We start from the raw sequence: 21210 nt of genomic DNA, 5'->3' as shown, positions 1-21210 counted from the left end.
CCTATGCCGGGCTGTCGAAGCCCGTAAAGTCCGGTGACCCAAATGCAGTGTTGCACGGGGAAGCGCCAACTTCCAGTTGCAGAAACGCTTTGTTCAGATCGCCGTGAAGCCGTTATCAACAAACAGGTGCGTGCCGGTGATGAAGCTCGCCTCGTCGCTGGCAAGGAAAAGCGCGGCACGAGCTACTTCTTCGGGCTCGCCGATCCGCCCCTGCGCCGCGCTTATCGCCTCATCCGAAACATCCACGCCTTGCTTTTGCAATTCATCCACCTCACGCACGCCGTGCGGCGTGCGGATAAACCCCGGGCAGACGGCGTTGCATCGAATGTTGCGATCGCGGAATTCAACCGCGATGGCTCGCGCAAACATATGACAGGCACCTTTGGTCGTATCGTAGAGAACTTCCATCGGCGTTGCCGCCACAGCTGAAATGGACGAGGTGCAGACGATCGAACCGCCGCCAGCATCGAGCATGTGCGGGATGACGGCGCGCGTCATCAGATACATGGAGCGCACATTGACCGCGTGCAGCCAATCCCATTCCTCAACCGTCGTCTCGAGGAACGGCTTGATGACGATGGTACCCGCATGATTGAAGAGAACAGTGACATTGCCGTATCTGTCCGCAACCCCGGCAACCGCCTTCTGCACCTGCGCCTCATCGGAAACATCGGCGACGAAATAGCTGGCGACACCACCAGCAGCAATAATCTCCGCTACAGCGGCAGCCGACGCCTGCTCGTTGCGGTCGATGATTGCCACTTTTGCGCCCTCGGCAGCGAAAAGTTTCGATGCCGCGCCGCCCATGCCTGTCGCTCCACCGGAAACGATTGCCACCTTGCCTGCCAGCCTGCCCGTCATTTTCGGTCTCCTCCACACGCGATACTGCCTGAATGCAGACCTTATGCCCGCCATATGCGCCGGACAAGCGCCCCAGCCTTAGCCGCGACCCTCTCTGTTGATTCAGCCCTTTTTCCTATCGCGCCGCAGGACTACATAAGCTAAAGAAGGCCAAAAGCTCTCCCACGTATGGATATTTCAGGACCCATGACCATTTCCAATACTGTCAAGATCACGCCGGAACTCGTGGCTTCACACGGGCTGAAGCCGGACGAATATCAGCGCATCCTCGATCTGATCGGGCGCGAGCCGAGCTTTACCGAACTTGGCATCTTTTCCGCCATGTGGAACGAGCATTGTTCTTACAAATCTTCGAAGAAGTGGCTGCGTACACTACCGACGACCGGTCCACAGGTCATCCAGGGGCCGGGCGAAAACGCCGGTGTCGTCGATATCGGCGATGGCGATTGCGTAGTCTTCAAGATGGAGAGCCACAACCACCCGTCCTATATCGAGCCATATCAGGGCGCCGCGACCGGCGTCGGCGGTATCCTTCGCGATGTGTTCACGATGGGTGCGCGGCCGATCGCGGCGATGAACGCGCTGCGTTTCGGCGAACCGTCGCATCCCAAGACGCGGCATCTCGTTTCCGGCGTAGTCGAGGGGGTCGGCGGCTATGGCAATTCGTTCGGCGTGCCGACGGTTGGCGGCGAGGTCAATTTCGACGCGCGCTATAATGGCAATATCCTGGTCAATGCGTTTGCAGCGGGCCTTGCCAAGACCGATGCAATCTTCCTGTCCGAGGCCAAGGGCGTAGGCCTGCCGGTGGTTTATCTCGGTGCCAAGACCGGACGTGACGGCGTTGGCGGTGCAACCATGGCATCGGCTGAATTTGACGAATCCATCGAGGAGAAGCGCCCTACCGTACAGGTGGGCGATCCCTTTACCGAAAAATGCCTGCTCGAGGCTTCTCTGGAACTGATGGCTTCCGGCGCCGTCATCGCCATTCAGGACATGGGTGCCGCCGGCCTCACCTGCTCGGCAGTGGAAATGGGCGCCAAGGGCAATCTCGGGATCGAACTCGATCTCAACTCCGTGCCGGTGCGCGAAGAGCGCATGACCGCCTACGAAATGATGCTGTCCGAAAGCCAGGAGCGCATGCTCATGGTGCTGCGCCCGGAAAAAGAGGAAGAGGCCGAGGGCATCTTCAAGAAATGGGGGCTGGATTTCGCCATTGTCGGCTATACGACCGACGATCTGCGCTTTCGCGTGCTGCATGACGGCGATGAAGTCGCCAATCTTCCGATCAAGGATCTCGGCGACCAGGCCCCGGAATATGACCGGCCCTGGATGGAGCCGGGCAAGCACGCGCCCCTGCCAGCTGCCAATGTGCCAGAGGTCGAGGACTATGGCGCGGCGCTGCTACAAATGCTCAATTCGCCCGACCTTTCATCTCGCCGCTGGGTCTACGAGCAATATGACACGCTGATCCAGGGTAACTCCCTGCAGGTGCCGGGCGGAGACGCCGGCGTGGTGCGTGTCGATGGCCATCACAGCAAGGCGCTCGCCTTTTCGTCCGATGTGACGCCGCGTTATTGCGAGGCGGATCCTTATGAGGGCGGAAAGCAGGCGGTGGCAGAATGCTGGCGCAACCTGACAGCTGTTGGCGCCGAACCGCTGGCTGCGACAGACAATCTCAATTTCGGCAATCCCGAACGGCCCGAGATCATGGGCCAGCTGGTGAAGGCCATCGGCGGCATCGGCGATGCCTGCCGCGCTCTCGCCTTTCCGATCGTTTCCGGCAATGTTTCGCTCTACAACGAGACCAACGGCCAGGCGATCTTGCCAACACCGACCATTGCCGGCGTTGGGCTCATTCCGGACTGGAGCAAGACGGCGAAGATCGGCGGCATGCGCGATGGCGATGTTCTGATCCTGCTCGGCGGCGATGGCACGCATCTCGGCCAGTCGATCTATTTGCGCGACCTGCACGGCCGCGCCGATGGTCCGGCCCCGACGGTTGACCTTGCCGCCGAGAAGCGCAACGGCAATTTCGTGCGCTCCGCTATTCGCAACAGCCAGGTGACCGCCTGCCACGACCTTTCCGATGGCGGCCTTGCCATTGCACTCAGCGAGATGTGCATGGCCTCCGGCAAAGGTGCGAATGTGGAAATCGGCGAAACCGCGCCGCATGCGCTGTTGTTCGGTGAGGACCAAGCCCGCTACGTCGTGACGGTTGCCCCTGACTTGGCAAAGCTCGTCATGCTCAACGCGGAAGGTTCCGGCGTTCCATTCCGCAACCTTGGTACAGTCGGCGGCAACGCATTGACGATTGGACGCATGCTCTCCATATCTGTTGAGGACCTGACAAAAGCCCACGAATCGTGGTTCCCTGACTATATGAGTGGTCAGGCGGACGAAAAAACACAGGCCGCCTGAGGAGAGAACGACATGGCAATGGACGCGCGCGATATCGAAAAAATGATTCGAGACGCCATTCCGGATGCGAAGGTAACCATTCGCGATCTGGCGGGCGATGGCGACCATTATGCCGCCGAAGTCGTTGCGGAAAGCTTTCGCGGCAAGTCGCGTGTTCAGCAGCACCAGATGGTTTATGATGCGCTGAAGGGCAACATGGGCGGCGTGTTGCACGCCCTCGCCCTGCAGACCAGCGCGCCGGAATAACGGCGCTCTATCTATTTACAATACCAATCCATTTGACAGTTTGTAATTTTTAACTTACATATTCCGGTGCCGACATTTAAACAATCCGACACCTTCAAAAGGTGGCAAAATAAGCTAGAGGATCGTCGGGCGAAGGCGCTGATTGCTTTGCGTCTGCAACGTCTACTCGGAGGAAACGCTGGTGACGCGGCACCGGTCGGCGAGGGTATCAGCGAACTTCGTGTTCACCACGGTCCTGGTTATCGTGTTTATTTTCAGCGGCGCAGTGATCTGATTATCCTGCTTTTGTGTGGCGGCGACAAAAGCACTCAAGAAAAAGATATCAGAATGGCCAAGCAAATCGCTGCCGAATGGAAAGATGAGAATGGCTGAGAAATTCTACGATTTCGATCCCGCAGAAATGCTCGACTCCGATGAGGCTGTGGAAATATTCCTGACCGAAGCTATGGCAACCGATGACGCGAAGCTTATTGCAGCAGCTCTGGGCGTCGTGGCACGTGCAAAAGGCATGAGCAAGATTGCCAGCGAAACGGGATTGGCACGCGAGCATCTCTACAAATGCTTGAGCGAAACCGGAAATCCCACTTTGGAAACAACGGTGGCTGTCCTGAAAGCAATGGGATTCCATTTGGCTCCGAGACAAGATGGAGCAGCGGCATGAAATCTCCTTATTGATTGTCGAGCCACGCACTCCCAACTAATAGACAAGTTACTTGCGTTCACGCGTCCATCGTGCTTTTTCTGGGCAAAGAATTGAGGTAGATTGGCCTCAAAGCGTTTTTCTGGCCGTGATTCCTCCCTCGCGGCCGCGAAAGGAACCTTAAATGAGCGGTATCAACGAATTCATCGACAATGAAGTCAAGAGCAACGACGTCGTCCTTTTCATGAAGGGCACCCCGGGCTTTCCGCAATGCGGATTTTCCGGTCAGGTCGTGCAGATCCTCGATTATGTCGGTGTCGACTACAAAGGCGTGAATATTCTTTCTTCCAATGAACTGCGCCAGGGTATCAAGGACTATTCCAACTGGCCGACCATCCCGCAGCTTTATGTGAAGGGCGAATTTGTAGGCGGCTGCGATATTATCCGCGAAATGTTCCAGGCGGGTGAATTGCAGGCTCTCCTCAGCGAAAAGGGCGTTGCCACCAAGGCCGCCTGATTACGCTTTAATTCCAACTGGTTCCGGCCTCATCCGGAATCTCCATGTTAAAGGCGTCGGCCGTTCCGACGCCTTTGTCTTTGTTTGTTTTTCAAATCCAGAAAGCACTTGGAAATGGATTCCCCCGCCGATACCGCTCCCTCACGCCTTCAGGGAATGGGTAAAGTCGAATTCATCAGCCTGATGGCAATGTTGATGGCGGTCAATTCCATGGCTATCGATGTCATGCTGCCGGCTTTGCAGCAGATCGGCGCGGCGCTTGGCATCAGCAGTGAAAACCATCGGCAGTATGTGATTTCGGCTTATCTCCTCGGCTTCTCGGTGGCGCAGCTGTTCTTCGGCCCGCTATCGGATCGTTTTGGCCGCAAGGTGCCGATTTTCTGCGGGCTGATCATTTATATCGCTTCGGCGATGGCGTGCGTCTTTGTCCCGAGCTTTGGCGCACTGCTGTTTTTCCGGGCACTGCAGGGCATCGGCTCCGCCGCTACCCGCGTCATCGCCATTTCGATCGTGCGTGACGTTTATGGCGGCCGGCAGATGGCCGAGGCCATGTCGCTGATCATGATGGTGTTCATGATCGTTCCGGTTATTGCGCCGGGGACGGGTCAGGTCGTCATGCTGTTCGGTGACTGGCGGCTGATCTTCATCTTCATGGCGCTGATGGCAACGTCGGTCGCGATCTGGATGTATCTGCGCTTGCCAGAGACGATGGACCCTACCGATCGGCGTCCATTTACCATCGTGTCGGTTGCCCGCGCATTCAAGATCGTGCTGACCAACCGGGTCGCATTTTGCTACGCGCTGGCAAGTGCGTTCATCTTCGGCGCGATGTTCGGCTTCATCAATTCGGCCCAGCAGATCTATGTCGAGATCTATCATCTCGGCGTGTGGTTCCCGCTCGCCTTCTCCGTCGTCGCGATCACCATGTCGTTTTCTTCGTTCATGAATTCGCGCTTCGTCGGCCGCTTCGGCATGCGGCGCCTGTCGCATGGAGCGCTGCTTGCTTTCATGGCTATCAATGGCGTGTGGCTGCTGTTGACGCTTTTCGGACCGCAGCCGACACCATTCGTGCTTTATCTTCTGCTGTTTTCGCTGGCGATGTTCCAGTTCGGCTGGATCGGCTCCAACTTCAATTCGCTGGCGATGGAGCCGCTTGGACACGTGGCCGGCACCGCCTCGTCCGTGCTTGGCTTCATGGGCACGGCCGGTGGCGGCATCATAGGCGCGGTGATCGGCCAGGCTTATAACGGCACAACCCTGCCCTTGGTCACCGGGTTTTTCGTGCTGTCGCTGATCGGGCTGGTGTTTGTGCTCATCGCCGAAAGGGGAAAATTGTTCCAGCCTCACAACAAGCCGGTTTAGTATTCCGCAACGGGCCATGTAGCACTTTGGTTGAATTGCTGGCATCCAACCTGTCGCCTAACATTCGGGTATCTTGAAGGGCCTGACTATGACAATTTCATTTGATACTCTTGGTTGTGTGATACGCTTGGAACAGGGCGGAATCAGTCCCGTCCATGCCAAGGCGCAAGCAGAAGCCGCAAGGGATTTCATCATGCCCGAACTGGTAACCAAATCTGATCTGAACATCGCTCTAGAGCTGCTGACGCTTCGTCTTACGGTGCGGATGGGTGCATTTTTCTTCGGGACGTCCATTGCCGCCATCGCGGCGATCGTAAAACTATTCCCCTGATTTCGAAAAAGCGCTGATTTTAACCGGCCATTAGCCCGGCGAAATCAAAAATCTTCCGATCCAGCAGGTGGCTCGGGCGCGTGTTTGCCAGCGCGCGGATCATGATCTCCTTGCGGCCCGGCATACGCTTTTCAATATCGGCCAGCATCGCCTTCATCATGTTGCGCTGCAGCCCGTCCTGACTGCCGCACAGGTCGCAAGGAATGATCGGGAACTGCATGGCGGCGGCAAATTTCTCCAGATCATCCTCGGCACAGTAGCTCAGCGGCCGCAGCAGCATGAGATCGCCTTCGTCATTGAGCAGCTTCGGCGGCATCGCGGCAAGGCGCCCGCCATGGAAAAGGTTCATCAGGAAGGTTTCAAGGATATCCTCGCGGTGGTGGCCGAGCACCAACGCCGAACAGCCCTCCTCCCGCGCCACGCGGTAAAGATGACCGCGCCTGAGCCTTGAGCAGAGCGAACAATAGGTCTGGTTTTTCGGCACCTTCTCCGTGACGATCGAATAGGTGTCCTTGTATTCGATGCGGTGCTCGATGCCGTTTGCTTTGAGAAAATCCGGAAGGATATGCTTGGGGAAATTCGGCTGGCCCTGATCGAGATTGCAGGCGAGGAGTTCCACCGGCAGCAAACCGCGCCATTTCAGATCGAGCAGCAGCGCCAGCAGGCTGTAGGAATCCTTGCCGCCGGAAAGTCCGATCAGCCAGCGCTCACCCGGCTTGACCATGGCGAAATCTTCGAGCGCCTGCCGCATGTTGCGTAACAGCCGCTTGCGCAGCTTGTTGAACTCCACGCTGGACGGCACGCCGAGAAACATCGGGTGGCAACCGGCAGCGTCGGTCAATTCCTGGTCATGAATGGTCATGTGAATACCTCATGGCGCTTTCATTGCATCGCAAATAGCCGCAACGCAAGCGCTATCAGAATCTCTGCTTTTGGTCGCAATTCCGGACGGAAAACCGGTTCCCACTTTTCCTGGAATTGCTTATTGCCCAAACACCGACCAGCCAGTGCGCTGCGCCAGAAGTTCCAGTGCCGCCGAGCCGAGCTGCGAATTGCCAACTTCGTTCAGCCCCGGTGACCAGACCGCGATCGAGGCTTTGCCGGGGGCGGTGGCAAGAATGCCGCCACCAACGCCACTTTTGCCCGGCAACCCGACGCGATAGGCGAAATCGCCCGAGCCATCATAGTGGCCACACATCAGCATGAGCGCATTGATACGGCGCGCACGGCTTGCCGAAACCACGCTGCCGCCATTGAGCGGATTGCGCCCGGCCGAAGCGAGATAAAGCCCGGCGTGCGCAAGCTGGCGGCAAGACATGGCGATGGCGCAGTGATGGAAATAGACGCCGAGCACGTGTTCTACCGGATGATCGAGATTGCGGAAGGCTTTCATGAAATTGGCGAGCGCCACATTGCGGTAGCCGGTCTGCGTCTCCGAGCGGGCAACGTTTTGATCGATGGCGATGGTTTCATCATCGGCGAGATGCCGGATGAACTGCACGATCTCGCCGATCGCTTCCTTGGGCAAATGGCCGGCCAGAACCACATCGGCGACTGCGATCGCTCCGGCATTGATGAAGGGATTGCGCGGCTTGCCCTTTTCCTGCTCGAGCTGGACGATGGAATTGAAAGCATTACCCGATGGTTCACGCCCGACGCGCTTCCATAGACCATCACCGATCTTGCCAAGCGCAAGCGTCAGCGTGAAGACTTTCGAGATGCTCTGGATCGAGAATGCTGTTTCAGCGCCGCCTGCCGCATGAGTCTGCCCGTCGACAGTGACCAGCGCAATGCCGAACTGCTTCGGATCGACGGTCGCAAGCTCCGGAATATAGTCGGCAAGCTTTCCCTCGCCGATCCTGCCCGAAAGATCGTGATAGACGCTGTCGACGACATCCTGAAGGTCGGTCATGCGAAACTCCGGTTGAAAAAAAAGCCGCCAGGATTTCTCCGGCGGCTTCTTTTAAAACTCAATACTGATTAACGCGAATAGAATTCGACAACCAGGTTTGGTTCCATCTGTACAGCGTAAGGCACATCGGAGAAGGCCGGAACGCGGTTGTACTTGGCAACCATCTTGTTGTGATCAACTTCGAGATATTCAGGAACATCGCGTTCAGCCAGCTGAACGGCTTCCAGAACGATAACGAGCTGCTTCGACTTTTCGCGCACTTCAATCACGTCGCCAGCCTTGCAGATGTAGGACTGGATGTTGGTGCGACGGCCGTTGACGTTGACATGGCCGTGGTTGACGAACTGACGCGCTGCGAAGATCGTCGGAACGAACTTTGCGCGGTACACGATCGCATCCAGACGCGACTCGAGCAGACCGATGAGCTGTTCACCGGTGTCGCCCTTGCGGCGAGCGGCTTCCTCATAGGTCTTGCGGAACTGCTTTTCCGAAATGTCACCGTAGAAGCCCTTGAGCTTCTGCTTTGCGCGCAGCTGCACACCGAAATCGGAGAGCTTGCTCTTGCGGCGCTGACCGTGCTGGCCGGGGCCATATTCACGACGGTTGACCGGGGACTTCGGACGGCCCCAGATGTTTTCGCCAAGACGGCGGTCGATTTTATACTTGGACGATTCGCGCTTGCTCATCGCATTTCCTTTCAAACAAACCAAACCTGGGTTTAGAACCCGGGTTCAAGGAAACGCGCCCTCCTCTGCCTTCCGTTTTCGAAGACTGACAGAATGACCCACGCACGCTTTGCGAGATCACTCACGGGACACGTCAAATGAAACGCAGAGCTCTTTCAAGCCCTGCGCTGGGTGGCTTCTAGAGTGAAGGTAAGGGAATGTCAACCCAAGGACACGGATCTTGCTTTGGCGAGCCGGGCATGGTTTGTGGATGCATATTTTAGAAGTTTTTTTGAGGTGTTTCATGAAATTGATTGGTTGCCTGATACTATTCACTTGCTCGACAATTTTTCCTCAACACGCTTGGGCGCGATGCGATGCCACCCACGCAAAACCCGTCAAGCCGTTGATGGTTACGGTCAATCCTGCGGGGGAGATATCCACGTGGAGCGGCCAAGTAGCAAACCCAGATGAGTTGTTGGCCAAGCTGCGCAGCAACAAAGATGCGTGCGTCTTTGTCATCGTGAACGAGAATACGCCTTGGAAATTTGTCTCCAACATCATTGGTTCCATGTCAGAACACGGAAAGTTTGGCCCTGCGGCAGTTTTTGAGAACGGACGCATTACGCAATCATATAAAGTTCTACGGTGGCAGAGTCTCGATTGATTTGTCGCTGCGACAACTGCTGCATGTTTCAGCGGATCATATAATTTGAAACCGATGCCACATTTGAAACGTTAGGGTGGACGCTCAACAGGAGTAGCGCCAGATAATGACCCTATTCTCGCGGCAGTCGCGTAACCTACCACTCGTCCTTCTATCCTTCACAGCCATTATTGCAAGCACAGTCATCATCGGTTCGAGCGACGATGCGGATGCGCGGCACAGACGGGGACACCGGACAAAAATTGTTCGTCCCCCGCGACCGCCGGTTGTTGCCCTGCCTGCTGTTCCGCCCCTGCCAATGGACAATCCTCGCGCAGCCGCCCCGGAAGCGCCAAAGCCTGAGGAAAAGCCTGCCGGCGAAATACAAAAAGCGGATCCGCAAACGACGCCCGTTCCTGAGCAGAAGCCAGCCCCGGAGACCAAACCGGCCGAGGAGCCCAAGGAGCCGCCAAAGCCCGCCGAACAACTTGGCCCGAACCCGCTGCCCAAGCAGGATGCCGGCGACAAGCCCGATCATGAGGAAAGTGTCGAAAAGGCTGATCCTTCGATCTCGCCCGACCGGGTTTACCAGAATGCCTGCCCTGCCCTGATGAACGGCGAGGTCAAGGGCGAACTCATTTCACCCTTATCCGAGGGTATGTGCGGTGAGCGTTCGCCATTGAAGATCACGGCCATTGGCAAGGACAATCCGGTGAAACTGGCGGCTCCGATCACCACGAATTGCGCGATGGCAGGATCACTGGCGACGTGGGTAGTTGAGGTGCAAAAAGATGCGCAGGCGAATTTTGGTGCAGAGATCGAAAGCATCACCACCGGTTCCGACTATCAGTGCCGCAAGGTCAATAATGGCCACAAGGGCCGCGTTTCGGAACACGCCTTCGCCAACGCTGTCGATATCGTCTCCTTCAAGTTCAAGAACGGCAAGACGACGGAACTTGGTTCGGGATGGAGGGGCAACCCGGAGGAACAGACATTCTGGCGGGCGCTGCACAAGGCGAGCTGCGACCGCTTCATGACGGTGATCGGCCCGGATGGCGATGCTGCCCATCAGGGCAACCTGCATCTCGATCTCGGCTGTCACGGAAGAAAATGTGAGGCGCGCATCTGCCAGTAGCAGCGGCGCCTCGAATTTGAATTCCGATCAGTGTTTGGTTGACTTCTTCTTTGGAAGGTTCTTGCGATCGGTTTCTGCGAATTCTTCGAGCTGTTTTTCGCTCATTGATTCATACATACCCTTGGACGCGCCCTTGAGCTCGCTCTTCTTGGTGTCGCCGCGCTTTGCTGAAAGCGCCGCACCAGCTGCCTTTTGCTGGGCCTGGGATTTTGCAGGCATTGTCATTCTCCCTGAGAAATGTTGCACAGGTTCAGAAACGCAACCGGCGGATGGGGGTTCCAAAATCATGGTGCGTGGTTCGCCCTTCGACAGGCTCAGGATGAAGCTCACCATGAGGGAGGTGGTGACCGTGGGGAGTCAGGATGGCCATCGCCGACGTTTGGTATTGCAGCCCAACCACCTCCCTCATGGTGAGCATGTCGAACCACGCACACTTATTCTTTCTTCGCCTCATCGAAAGCCTTGCGCGCCGCGCGCAGGTGATCGCGGTTGGCAGCCGCCCATTCGCCAAGCGCGCCCACCGGCACCGCGATCGAATGGCCAATATCGGTCAACGCGTAGGTCACTTCCGGCGGCGATGTCGGCTTGACAGTACGGCTGACGAGACCATCGCGCTCGAGCGAGCGCAACGTCACCGTAAGCATGCGCTGCGATATGCCTTCTATCATGCGGCGAAGCACGTTGAACCTGCGCGGGCCGGACTGCAGGTTGATCAGCGTCAGGAGGCTCCAGGAGTCGCCGACAATATCCAGCACCTCGCGCATCGGGCATCCGCCTGCACCATCCGATTGCATGGCCGGCATCGATTCAAGCAGTGGTGTCTTGCCGTCGGCTTTCGCATGAATACTCACATCTGCCTCGTCTTCTGTTTCTTCGTCCCGACGGAAAACCGGTTTCCACTTTTCCTGGAATTGCTTCAGGCAGTTACTTCCATGTGCCCTGAAACGGAAAAAGTGCGTACTTCTCCCGATCATGCTTCTAGCATACATGGTTATTATTGGTAACCAGAAAACGATGCGTACCCGCACCAAAGGAGCATATTATGAAAATTGCATTGATTGGCGCCACCGGCTTTGTTGGCAGCGAGATTTTGAAGGAAGCCGCTGCGCGCGGCGGCAGCGTCACAGCGCTGGTGCGCAGCCCGGACAAGGTGGAAAAGCTGAAGGGTGTTACAGCCGTCGAAGCCGATGCAACCAACAGCTCCGACCTCGCCGCCAAACTCAAAGGCCATGACATCGTCATTTCCGCCTATAATCCCGGCTGGACCAACCCGGACATCAAGGCAGTCCATATCGCCGCCAGCAAATCGATCACCGAGGCAACGAAGCAAGCGGGGATCAGCCGGCTGATCGTCATCGGTGGCGCCGGCAGCCTTTATGCGCCAGATGGCACGCAATTTGTCGATGGCGAAGGTTTTCCGGCCGAATACAAGGAAGGCGCATTGGGTGCGCGCCAGGCACTGAACGACCTGCGCGGTGAGACAGAACTCGACTGGAGTTTCGTGTCACCGCCGTTCCATCTGGCACCCGGCCCGCGCACCGGCAAATACCGGCTCGGCAAGGATCACCCAGTGTTCGACGCCGAGGGCAACAGCGCGATCAGCGCCAGCGATCTGGCCGTGGCAATTGTGGATGAGGCAGAAAAGCCGAAGCATAGCAGGGAGCGTTTTACCGTGGGTTATTGAGGTGCCAGTCGTCTCCCGGGTTTAACAACCGGGAGACGGTCTGCTGCTGTGCGTGGTTCGACAAGCTCACCATGAGGGGGTTGGCGTTTTAAGAGAGCCAGAAACTGAAGAGCGGCGCTCTACCCGCTCCCTGAAAATGGTCCTACGTCCCTCATGGTGAGCTTGTCGAACCACGCACAGCAGCAAAGTAGCCAAATCTAGCTTCCCCAGCCCGGTTTCCTTTTGGTGCCTTGGCAACCGCAACGTGCGTTCTTCCCATGGCGTCATCCTGCGCTTAACTATGCAACAAAGTAACGCAAGGTATGACCATGGAACTCGGCATCTATACATTTGCAGGGATGAGCCCTGATCCTGCGACGGGCGTCGCCATCAGCGCGCACCAGCGCATGCAGAACCTCATTGAGGAGATGGTGCTCGCCGATGAGGTCGGGCTCGACGTGTTCGGTATCGGCGAGCACCATCGCCCTGATTTCGTCATCTCGACCCCGGCTATTGCATTGGCGGCCGGCGCCTCGCGGACAAAGAACATCAGACTGACCAGCGCAGTAACAGTGCTGAGCTCCGACGATCCGGTCCGTGTTTTTCAGGAATATGCGACGCTGGACCTGATCTCCTCCGGCCGTGCCGAAATCATGGCCGGACGTGGCTCGTTCATCGAATCCTTTCCGCTGTTCGGCTATGACCTCAACGATTACGACGAGCTTTTTGCCGAAAAACTCGACCTGCTCCTGAAACTGCGCGCCAGCGAACGCGTAACATGGAGCGGCAATTTTCGCGCGCCGATCGACAACCTCGCCGTTTACCCGCGTCCGCTGCAGGATCCCCTGCCCGTCTGGATCGCGGTCGGCGGCACACCGGCATCGGTGGTCCGCGCCGGAACGCTCGGCCTGCCGCTGGCCGTGGCGATCATCGGCGGCGAACCGCATCGCTTTGCGCCGCTGGTGGAACTTTATCGCAAGTCGGCCGCCAAGGCGGGACATGCGCCGGAAACGCTGAAGGTCAGCATCAATTCGCATGGCTATATCGCAGAGAATTCGCAAGCCGCGTCTGACGAATACTGGCCGTCCTACGAGGTGGTGATGAACAAGATCGGCCGCGAGCGGGGCTGGCCACCGAGCAACCGCGCCCAATACGAGGCCGGACGTACACCGCGCGGCGCATTGCTGGTCGGCTCCCCGCAGGAGGTCATCGACAAGATCATGCTGCAGCACAGTTATTTCCAGCACGATCGTTTCATGCTGCAGATCGACCTCGGCAGCCTGCCGCATGCGAACACGCTAAAGGCCATCGAGCTCTATGGCACGAAGGTCGCGCCGGTGATCAGGAAGGAACTTGGTGGAGTGGCGAAGATGGAGGCGGCAGCGACGGCCTACCTTTAATGGGTGCGAATGCTAAGGAACGTATCCGTGGCCCATTGCTGCAAGGTAAGATCATTAAACATGATGGCGACAACAGCCACCTCATCCTTTGCTACCGCGCAACCATCCAGCCACTTACCCATCTTGCGAGCGGTATATTCCTTATCACGGAATATGCCGTAGAAACTGAGGTCGTCCTTTGCGACAGATATGTCGAGCTTGCCCTCGAAACCTCCAATCACGCTGCGATCCTTTTTCTCCGTAAGACCTATGGCTACGATGACGACGCAGCCAAAACACTTGAACACTTCCTGTTTGAAATGTTCGTCCCACACGCTGGCGAAGTAGCCCGGCAGTTTGATCCACCAGTTGTCGTTGATATTGACCATCCGGGAATAGCGAAGATAGCCCATGCCAGTGGAGGCGGGCCATTCCATCGATGTGCTTGCCGCCCGGAACGCGGCAACGTTCAATCGGGTATCGGAATTCAGTCGAGGCTCCTCTTGCGCAATTTTGATTAGCTCAGAAACCGTATGAACGAGAGCAGCCTCGTAGCGATCGATTGGCGCACGCCAGGGGAATTCCAGCCACAACATTGCTTCTGCCAACCCTAGCGCGGCGGCTGGCGGCAAAGCAAAGTCCCACCACGGAAAGAAGTTGGCGGCTTCTCCGGTAATTCCGAAGAAAGCCGCGTCGCGCGGGCCCCGCACCGTCACTATTTCCGCCTTGAAATCGTCAAGGATTTCGGAGGGCTTCAGAGAAAGAGACAGAGGCCCATGCCCCTCGGCTCTGCTTCGCGCGACGACAACCTTGGAAACCATGTTGAAATAGATGCTCATATGCGTTTGAAGCAAAGCATAATCGCGATGCGTCCAGTACTCGGTCTCGTCCAGCCACCCTTCTTCCTCAGTTGCGATCAGATTTTCGGCAGCAATGAGTTGGTCCAGAAGCCCGACGAGATAGTCATGATATCCCGGCCCAGTCGCATTGGTCGCGGCAGAGACTTTCACCTTCCGTCCATGCTGGTAAAAATGCACATTCTCATCGATGGGCAGTATCGAGACCGTCGATTCAGTCTTGCCGTCGTCACCTTCCGCTCCAATAACCGCAAGAGGTCCCAGAACGGGTTCCTGACGCGCGATCAAGCAAAACCTGGCTGCAAGCTCCTTCGCCTTCAGACCATGCTTCGACGACTTTGCTTTGCTGGAAAGAACCAGCCCGAGAATAATGGCCACAAAAATCTCTGAATATGAGCTAAGGGCCGCATTACAGTATATTTCTCAGGCTAGCTCCAGCCCGACATTGGTAGCAGAAGCCGACGCGGCAACGACAGCGTGAGTGCCCTTATTTCCACGATCAGAATAGGACCACTAGTGTAACACGACAGCCGGCTTGCTAGCGTCCGCGGGCCGACCATCGTAGAACGCATCGAGCGTCTTTTTTGCCTGAGCGCGTGCCTTGTCGTCATCGAAGAGCATGTGCCCGCCTTCGTAGAGTTCGACCGGGACGCTGCCTGCCAAGCCGGCGCCGGCGAGACCGAGCTCTGTCTGGTGAAATGGCGTCAGCAGGTCATAGTAACCGTGCAAGGCAAGCGCCCTTACCGCCGGGTCCCTCTTCAAGGTCGCGACCAAGTCCGGAAGTCCGGTTCTGTATGGCTGCAGCTTGTGTTCGCGCTCGAATTTCCAAGGGCCACGTATACTGTCATCGCGCAGCATATAGGGCGAAACGTTGTGATAGTTGAACATCTCAGGCAGGGCAGTCCTTATTGCATCAGCAAACCCTGCACCGGTATAAAGCGCAGCGGCAGGGCTGCCAAAGTGGGAGAGTTTCGCCCGAGCGTCAAAGAAACCGAGGCTTGAGCCTGGAACGAGCCTGGTGAGGAATTGAACTGGAGACGCTTCAAATTCATACAGCCAATCCGCAGCAAGACCGGTGATGCTTGTCATTTCCTTAAAGAAGTTCAAACCAGCCGGCGTCTGTGCATAGGGCCGCCACGCCAGCGTCAAGGCTCTCTCGACCTCCTGTTTGGCGTTGGTGACAAATTGCTCAAGCGTGGCAACCGGCTCAGTCGTGAAGTCTGTGATAAAGCTCTCCCGTTCCGCTGGGATGGCAATAAGCACGTTTGCGAGTTCGGTGGCTTTTCTCTTCGCTTCCTGCGAGGTTTCCACATTAATCGCCCATTGGCGGGCGCTGGCAGCGTTCGGCCAACGGCCGGTCGCCGTGTCGTATTGGCCCTTGGCTTCGGCATAAATATCCTTGGCTGCAACGAGCCTTGGCGCGTACCAGATTTTCCGGGCAGGGTTGTACTTTTCCGTGACGAATGTGCGCAATATCTCAATATATTCCAGTGCGGTCGCTTTCCCCCGCCCGGTACCCGTTCCGTGGTAGTCAGCCGCCATGGCGTAGGACGGCAAATAGCCCGCGCAGCTGACCTCTGCATTCTGGCTGCAGTTCGTCCCCAGGTTGAGAACCGGCGAACCCAGCATGAGCCCTGACAGAGCGACAGGCTTCCTGCCGGTTTTATCGGGGTCAAAATTGCCGCTTCCCGCAGTGACGAGCAGATTGGCGACAATCGGCAGGCGGATGCCATCATAGGATTCGCCATAAAGATATTTCGGCGAGCTTTGCCGACCGTAACGATTGACGAAGCGCACGACAAAGTCGCGATTGACCCGCGCATCCGCCTCCATACCCCAGAAGTCGCTGTTCTTGTAAGGTGCGATGGCCTGCGACAACCCCGTTCCGGGCGGATCGACAAACACCAGGTCGGTCTTGTCGAGCAATGTTTCCGCATTGTCGATCCACGAAAAGCCTTTCGTCTCGCTCTTCGGACTTCCCTGGGCAACATCGGAAGCACCTGTCTTGAGCCGCTTCGGCGCCCACGAGCCCAGATGCAGAAAGGCGGAGGAATATCCCGGGCCACCGTTCCAGAGGAACGTCACGGGGCGATTTTCCTTCGGCAAGTCCTCCCTCGTGTAGGCCATGTAGAACATGGATGCCTTTTCAACCTTCGCGGCCGGGTTCTTGGTATCTTTCGGAGCATAGGCAATGAGATGGCCGGCAGAGGCAGTGAATTTCACCAGCTTGCCGTTGATCATGATCTGGTGATTCTTGACGGCGGGCGTCTCGTCGACATCCGCTGGCCTAAGGCTCGCATCTGCAGCGGCGCTATAGACGTTCTTGTCTTCCAGCACATGGTCCTCGGGTGGGACCAATGCGACGCCCTTGATTACCACCTCTGTCGTCTCTGGATCTTTCGGAGTATTGACGTTTGGGCCGGCCCCGGTCGACACAAATGTGCCGACGTTCGGGTCGGTCGAAGCCGGCACAAACGCATTATCGGTATTGGTGTTGCCAGAATCATCACCGCAGGCGGTCAGTAAAAGCGATGCAGAAACGAGCGCAATCCAGTATTTCATCACAACCTCCACAATAAAAAAATCTATCAATCAATGGATTACGATCGTTGGCGACAAACGACGATATTGGAGCAACCTTCTCGAAAGGAAATCCAGGCAGACCCAGAAGCACTACACGTAAAAGTTTAGTACTGACACCATATGCAATTATGAGCTGTGGCGTCTATTAGGCGAAAGTCGCATGTCGCATTGTCGCCGCGCACGTGCGTTCGGGCGGTGTTGTTGTCCGCCGATTGGATCGCATGAAAGAAATCGAAAATGTACGGAATGAAGGGCGTATCTCTGATCAACAGAGCGCCAAACGGAACGTGTAGCGACGTCCGCCGAGTCTGAGAATGATGACTCTATCCGAGGAAGTTTGGCGACCTACTCCACTATCTGGATGCTCTTCGGCCCGGCAGGGATTTGCCCGCTTTGAACGCCGCTGCCAGATCTGCCTTGCATGAAATCCAGAACATCGCCCAGCTTTACGTAACCGTCACCATCCCGGTCGATCGCCGTAAAATGATCGGCGACGTAGCCCCAGCTCGCGTTTTTCGCTTGGCTGACTGTCAGCAAGCCGGAGGAAGTACCCGCGGCTTCCGCAAAGCGCGCCGCAACTTCAGCGTTGACCTCCGCATTGATTGAATCACCGGTCACCGGCGGCAGGTTCGGATCGATCGGCGGTGAACCGAACCTTCCGTCCTTGACTTGAACGACAGCGTCAGCATGCATCTCTCCCATGCCGGAAAGTGGCATCGCGACGGCCACCGACGTGTTGAAAAATGCGAGAATAACAGCAGCTTGAAACATTTTTTTCATGACATTCATCTCACTGCAGAGCAGCCGATTTTCGTGCGGGAACTGTGGCTGGCGGTGTATAGGGAGGCGCGTCGTAAAAATTGTCCATGGTTCTCTTCAAGGCCGGGCGTGCTTTCTCCACGTAATAAATCATATGACCGCCCTCAAAATTATGGACTGGAATACGGTCGGAGAGCTTGACGTCGGCACCATGCACGTTGACCACAACATCAAGGTCGAGTTCTGTCTGAAAAAACGGTGTCGCCGCGTCGAAATATCCATGCGTGACGATGAGTTTGAGCCCTGGCGCGCCATTGATAGCCAACGCGAGATCCGACAGCGAACTTGTCTTTTTCTTTTCTACACCACCGCGATTGGTTCCCCAATCCCAACCCTTTGAAAGGTCTTTGTTTGTCAAATTTGGAGATGCGATATATTCGGCACTGTTTTTGTAGTTCAAATATTCCGGCACGAACGTCGCCATACGTGCCTTGAACGCGTCATCCTCGGAATACTCGAAATCATAGGGCACGCTGCTTTCGAGAACCATCCGGGTGTCATATAAATTATAACTGAATCCCGGCTTGAGAGCATTCATATATCCTTCTTGTTGCTTGCGATCAGGCTCGCATTTGCCGACGGTGACAGTCGGCCACTGTCTCCAGATATTGGCATAGTTGGTCACATTCCCCTTGGAATCAGATAATCTTGTTGCGGTAATGCCCGTCAATCGGCTCATCTCGTCGAGAAAAGTTTGTGTATAGGTTGTCCATTGAGCCCCCCTCTCCACTTTCAGATATTCCGTGATCGCCGGGGTATATTCTTCCCGGGTAAATGAACGCAATTGCTCGACAAACTTCGTATAGGGGCGAGTTTTGTCGTGTCCGGTCGATTTTCCGAAGAAATCGGACGTCAATACATAGGTCGGAATATATCCGGCACAGGATGAACCTCCGCCGGTAGAACAGTTTGACCCATAGTCCAGTATGGGCGAATGCAATGTCGAACCCGTCAGAACGACCGGCGGCTTTCCTGATTTGTCATCATCAAAATTTGTCGTTCCGGCATCGATCAACAATTTGGCCAGGACCGGCACGCGAATACCCCCTCCATAAGACTCGCCGTATAAATATTTGGGTGAACTCTGGCGTTTGTTCACATTGATATAGCGAGTGATGAAATCGCGCATGACTTTAGCATCGGCGTCGACGCCCCAAAAATCCTTGTTGATGTGTTTCTTGACGTCCGAAGAGATGGCTTGCGAATAGCCAGCGCCAATGGGATCGACAAAAACGAGATCCGTCTTGTCGAGCAAGGTTTCCGGATTTTCTACAAAGGGATAGCTCTTGGGAGGGCCGGACTTGGCATCAGCTGGAACATTGGGCTGGTCGACCTTCAGCCGCCACGGCGCCCAGGCACCGAGATGTAGCCAGATGGAAGATTCGCCCGGCCCTCCATTGAAGAAGAAGGTGACGGGACGCCCCTCCTTTGGCAGGTCATCGCGCGTGTAACTCATATAGAAGACTGCCGCCTGCGGATCCCGCTTGGCATCTGGATTGTTCTTGTCCTTCTGGGCGTAGGCGACGAGATGACCGGCCTTGGCGGTAAACCACACCGTCTTGTCGCCGAGTTGCATCGAATGACGCTTGACCGAAGGAGATTCGTCGACCTTATCGAATGTGACCGAGCCGTACGTCGCGGCGCCGTAAGGATTGGTGTCCGTAATCGCCTCGTCTTCCACCGCATAGAGCTTGTAGGCGTCTTCGAGTTTGCCGGCGGCAGTCAGCAGCGCCGCTGCCTTGTCGATCTTGCCTGCTTTCTTGTACAATTCGATGGCTTCGTCATTGAGGCCGACATCGGTCAGAAACTTCCCGGCGTCGTCGAAACGCCCCGCATCGAATGCCGCTTGTGAACGAATGCGCGCAGCATCAAGCGTCGCCTTGTCCGTTATGGTTTTTCCGTCAAGCGTGATCCGCTCAAGGTCAGCCTGTGCTACCTTAATCTCTTCGGCTCTGTCTCCAGCTAGCTTGATCAGATCGTCAAGCTTTTTCTGCTCGGCAGCAATATCACCGCTCTTTCCGTCTTCGCCTGCAAGCTTTTTCCAGGCATTGTGTGCCGCTGCCAGTTTGTCTTGTGCAGTTTCGATATCGGCAGAGAGAGTTTCGAGGGCCTTGCGCGCCGTCGCAATGTCACCGTCACTGCCATCCTTGCCCTGCAACTTCTCCAGGGACTCTCGCGCTGCTTTCAGCATTTCACTGGTGGTCGCGATTTCGTCCTTGACCTCAAGCAGCTTGCGCTCTGCCTCGGCGATTTCACCGCCCTTGCCTTCGTCCCCTTGCAAGGCCGTCAGTTTCTGCCTTGCTGCAACAAGATCGTCATTTGCCTTGCGGGCCGCTTCCTGCAGATTGTCGCGTTCTTTGGTTGCCCTCGCAATTTCGCCGGGATCCGCGCCATCTCCCGTCAGCTTCTTGAGTTTCTCTTGTGCCGCGAAGATTGAGCCTTCGTCCTTGCCGTTCAGTGTTGCGAGCGAAGCCTTCGCGGTATTGAGGTCTTTGTTGGCATCGCCAATTTTTTTCCCGAGGTTAGCAAGCGTCTCCTTGGCTACCTTTATCTCGCCACCCTCTCCGCCCTCACTTTCTCCACCTGCAAGCCGTTTGAGCGTTTCAGTTGCCTTTTTGAGGTCTTCGGCTTTCACCTCTGCATCCCGGACGAGCTTGTCATACGCTGCTTTGGCCAGACCAATCTCGCTGCTCTTGTCTTCGACACTGCCGAGCCGCGCCAATGTTTCCTTGGCCGCCTTGATGTCCGCTGTCTTGTCTTCCGTCTCGCTTGTCAGCTGCGCTAGACGTGCCTTCTGCGCGGCGATCTCTCCGCCCTTTCCGTCCTCACCTTGCAGCCGACCAAGTTCAGCTGTGGCGTTCCCAATCGCCGACCTCAGCTCTTTCTGCTTGGCTTCCAGAGCTGCGATTTCGCCAGCAAGAACGATCTTGTCCTTTTCTCCAGCCTCTTTTTGAGCATTCACTTTGACCAATTCGGCCTTTGCATTGGCCAGATCGGAAAAAGTGCTATCCGCTTCTTTTTTTGTCGTTGAAGAGTCCGAGCCGTTACAAGCGGAAAGGCCAAGGGCGGCCGCAAGCAATAAATGACGAAAATTCATAAGTGCTCTCTGAAAATCTCAAAAAGCAACTTTTGGCGGCAGGAGGTTGAGTGGTCAATTCGACGATAGTCGCAGTTTG

General features: G+C 56.3%; 21 protein-coding genes. 11 read left to right on the top strand and 10 right to left on the bottom strand.

From position 1 onward, the window contains the following. Positions 1-93: 93 nt before the first annotated feature. Positions 94-861: an SDR family NAD(P)-dependent oxidoreductase gene (locus tag C7476_RS05450; protein WP_114428872.1), complete on the bottom strand. Its 768-nt coding sequence runs from the start codon at positions 859-861 to the stop codon at positions 94-96. A gap of 186 nt (positions 862-1047) precedes the next feature. Between C7476_RS05450 and purL the strand changes: the two genes are divergently transcribed. The 7 genes from purL to C7476_RS05415 all read left to right on the top strand — a co-directional run bounded on the left by purL (position 1048) and on the right by C7476_RS05415 (position 6375). Beyond that, entirely contained in the window at positions 1048-3279 is a 2232-nt protein-coding gene (purL, locus tag C7476_RS05445) for a phosphoribosylformylglycinamidine synthase subunit PurL (RefSeq protein WP_114428871.1), read from the top strand. Positions 3280-3291: 12 nt separating this feature from the next. Then, positions 3292-3525: a BolA/IbaG family iron-sulfur metabolism protein gene (locus C7476_RS05440; RefSeq protein ID WP_099998651.1), complete on the top strand. Its 234-nt coding sequence runs from the start codon at positions 3292-3294 to the stop codon at positions 3523-3525. Between the two features lie 66 nt (positions 3526-3591). Continuing rightward, a complete protein-coding gene (locus C7476_RS05435) occupies positions 3592-3897 on the top strand; it encodes a type II toxin-antitoxin system RelE/ParE family toxin (protein WP_114428870.1) in 306 nt (101 codons plus the stop codon). After that, a complete protein-coding gene (locus C7476_RS05430; protein ID WP_114428869.1) occupies positions 3890-4186 on the top strand; it encodes an addiction module antidote protein in 297 nt (98 codons plus the stop codon). Before C7476_RS05435 ends, C7476_RS05430 begins: the two co-directional genes overlap by 8 nt. Before the next feature lie 163 nt (positions 4187-4349). Next, entirely contained in the window at positions 4350-4682 is a 333-nt protein-coding gene (gene grxD, locus C7476_RS05425) for a Grx4 family monothiol glutaredoxin (protein ID WP_112528367.1), read from the top strand. A gap of 156 nt (positions 4683-4838) precedes the next feature. After that, positions 4839-6044 carry a multidrug effflux MFS transporter gene (locus C7476_RS05420; protein ID WP_114429038.1) on the top strand — a complete coding sequence of 402 codons (1206 nt, stop codon included), beginning with the start codon at positions 4839-4841 and terminating at the stop codon, positions 6042-6044. Positions 6045-6132: 88 nt separating this feature from the next. Then, positions 6133-6375: a hypothetical protein gene (locus C7476_RS05415; RefSeq protein ID WP_114428868.1), complete on the top strand. Its 243-nt coding sequence runs from the start codon at positions 6133-6135 to the stop codon at positions 6373-6375. Between the two features lie 19 nt (positions 6376-6394). Here the strand turns inward: C7476_RS05415 and ttcA are convergent, their stop codons facing one another. From ttcA to rpsD, 3 genes are all read right to left on the bottom strand, one after another. Then, positions 6395-7237 (bottom strand): tRNA 2-thiocytidine(32) synthetase TtcA, encoded by an 843-nt coding sequence (ttcA, locus tag C7476_RS05410; protein WP_114428867.1) that lies wholly within the window; start codon positions 7235-7237, stop codon positions 6395-6397. Between the two features lie 120 nt (positions 7238-7357). Beyond that, the gene (locus C7476_RS05405) at positions 7358-8287 is read right to left on the bottom strand and encodes a glutaminase (RefSeq protein WP_114428866.1); all 930 of its coding nucleotides are present in this window, start codon (positions 8285-8287) and stop codon (positions 7358-7360) included. Positions 8288-8355: 68 nt separating this feature from the next. Next, a complete protein-coding gene (gene rpsD, locus C7476_RS05400) occupies positions 8356-8973 on the bottom strand; it encodes a 30S ribosomal protein S4 (RefSeq protein WP_112528375.1) in 618 nt (205 codons plus the stop codon). 283 nt (positions 8974-9256) lie between these two features. Between rpsD and C7476_RS05395 the strand changes: the two genes are divergently transcribed. Both C7476_RS05395 and C7476_RS05390 read left to right on the top strand, forming a co-directional pair. Continuing rightward, on the top strand, positions 9257-9619 hold the full coding sequence (locus C7476_RS05395) for an ExbD/TolR family protein (protein ID WP_114428865.1): 363 nt from the start codon (positions 9257-9259) through the stop codon (positions 9617-9619). Positions 9620-9725: 106 nt separating this feature from the next. Beyond that, positions 9726-10733: an extensin-like domain-containing protein gene (locus tag C7476_RS05390; RefSeq protein ID WP_114428864.1), complete on the top strand. Its 1008-nt coding sequence runs from the start codon at positions 9726-9728 to the stop codon at positions 10731-10733. Between the two features lie 27 nt (positions 10734-10760). Here the strand turns inward: C7476_RS05390 and C7476_RS05385 are convergent, their stop codons facing one another. Both C7476_RS05385 and C7476_RS05380 read right to left on the bottom strand, forming a co-directional pair. Continuing rightward, positions 10761-10952 (bottom strand): DUF3008 family protein, encoded by a 192-nt coding sequence (locus C7476_RS05385; RefSeq protein WP_114428863.1) that lies wholly within the window; start codon positions 10950-10952, stop codon positions 10761-10763. 215 nt (positions 10953-11167) lie between these two features. Beyond that, entirely contained in the window at positions 11168-11536 is a 369-nt protein-coding gene (locus C7476_RS05380) for a winged helix-turn-helix transcriptional regulator (RefSeq protein WP_114429037.1), read from the bottom strand. 239 nt (positions 11537-11775) lie between these two features. On the opposite strand from C7476_RS05380, the gene C7476_RS05375 reads away from it, so the two are divergent. Together C7476_RS05375 and C7476_RS05370 are read left to right on the top strand one after the other, a co-directional pair. After that, a complete protein-coding gene (locus C7476_RS05375) occupies positions 11776-12417 on the top strand; it encodes an NAD(P)-dependent oxidoreductase (RefSeq protein WP_181872350.1) in 642 nt (213 codons plus the stop codon). A gap of 308 nt (positions 12418-12725) precedes the next feature. After that, on the top strand, positions 12726-13796 hold the full coding sequence (locus C7476_RS05370; RefSeq protein WP_114428862.1) for an LLM class flavin-dependent oxidoreductase: 1071 nt from the start codon (positions 12726-12728) through the stop codon (positions 13794-13796). Here the strand turns inward: C7476_RS05370 and C7476_RS05365 are convergent. The 4 genes from C7476_RS05365 to C7476_RS05350 all read right to left on the bottom strand — a co-directional run bounded on the left by C7476_RS05365 (position 13793) and on the right by C7476_RS05350 (position 21131). Next, complete coding sequence (locus C7476_RS05365; protein ID WP_114428861.1) at positions 13793-15010, bottom strand: hypothetical protein; 1218 nt, start codon at positions 15008-15010, stop codon at positions 13793-13795. The two genes, C7476_RS05370 and C7476_RS05365, sit on opposite strands and share 4 nt — an antisense overlap. A gap of 135 nt (positions 15011-15145) precedes the next feature. Further along, positions 15146-17194: a S10 family serine carboxypeptidase-like protein gene (locus C7476_RS05360; protein ID WP_114428860.1), complete on the bottom strand. Its 2049-nt coding sequence runs from the start codon at positions 17192-17194 to the stop codon at positions 15146-15148. Between the two features lie 366 nt (positions 17195-17560). Continuing rightward, a complete protein-coding gene (locus C7476_RS05355) occupies positions 17561-17995 on the bottom strand; it encodes a hypothetical protein (protein WP_147274616.1) in 435 nt (144 codons plus the stop codon). Between the two features lie 10 nt (positions 17996-18005). Then, a complete protein-coding gene (locus tag C7476_RS05350) occupies positions 18006-21131 on the bottom strand; it encodes a S10 family serine carboxypeptidase-like protein (protein WP_114428858.1) in 3126 nt (1041 codons plus the stop codon). Positions 21132-21210 lie beyond the last annotated feature (79 nt).

It is taken from the genome of Phyllobacterium bourgognense, from assembly GCF_003337575.1.
GTDB lineage: Bacteria > Pseudomonadota > Alphaproteobacteria > Rhizobiales > Rhizobiaceae > Phyllobacterium > Phyllobacterium bourgognense.
The sequence above is the reverse complement of the archived record's forward strand: the minus strand, read 5'-3'. Positions and strand labels throughout refer to the sequence as shown.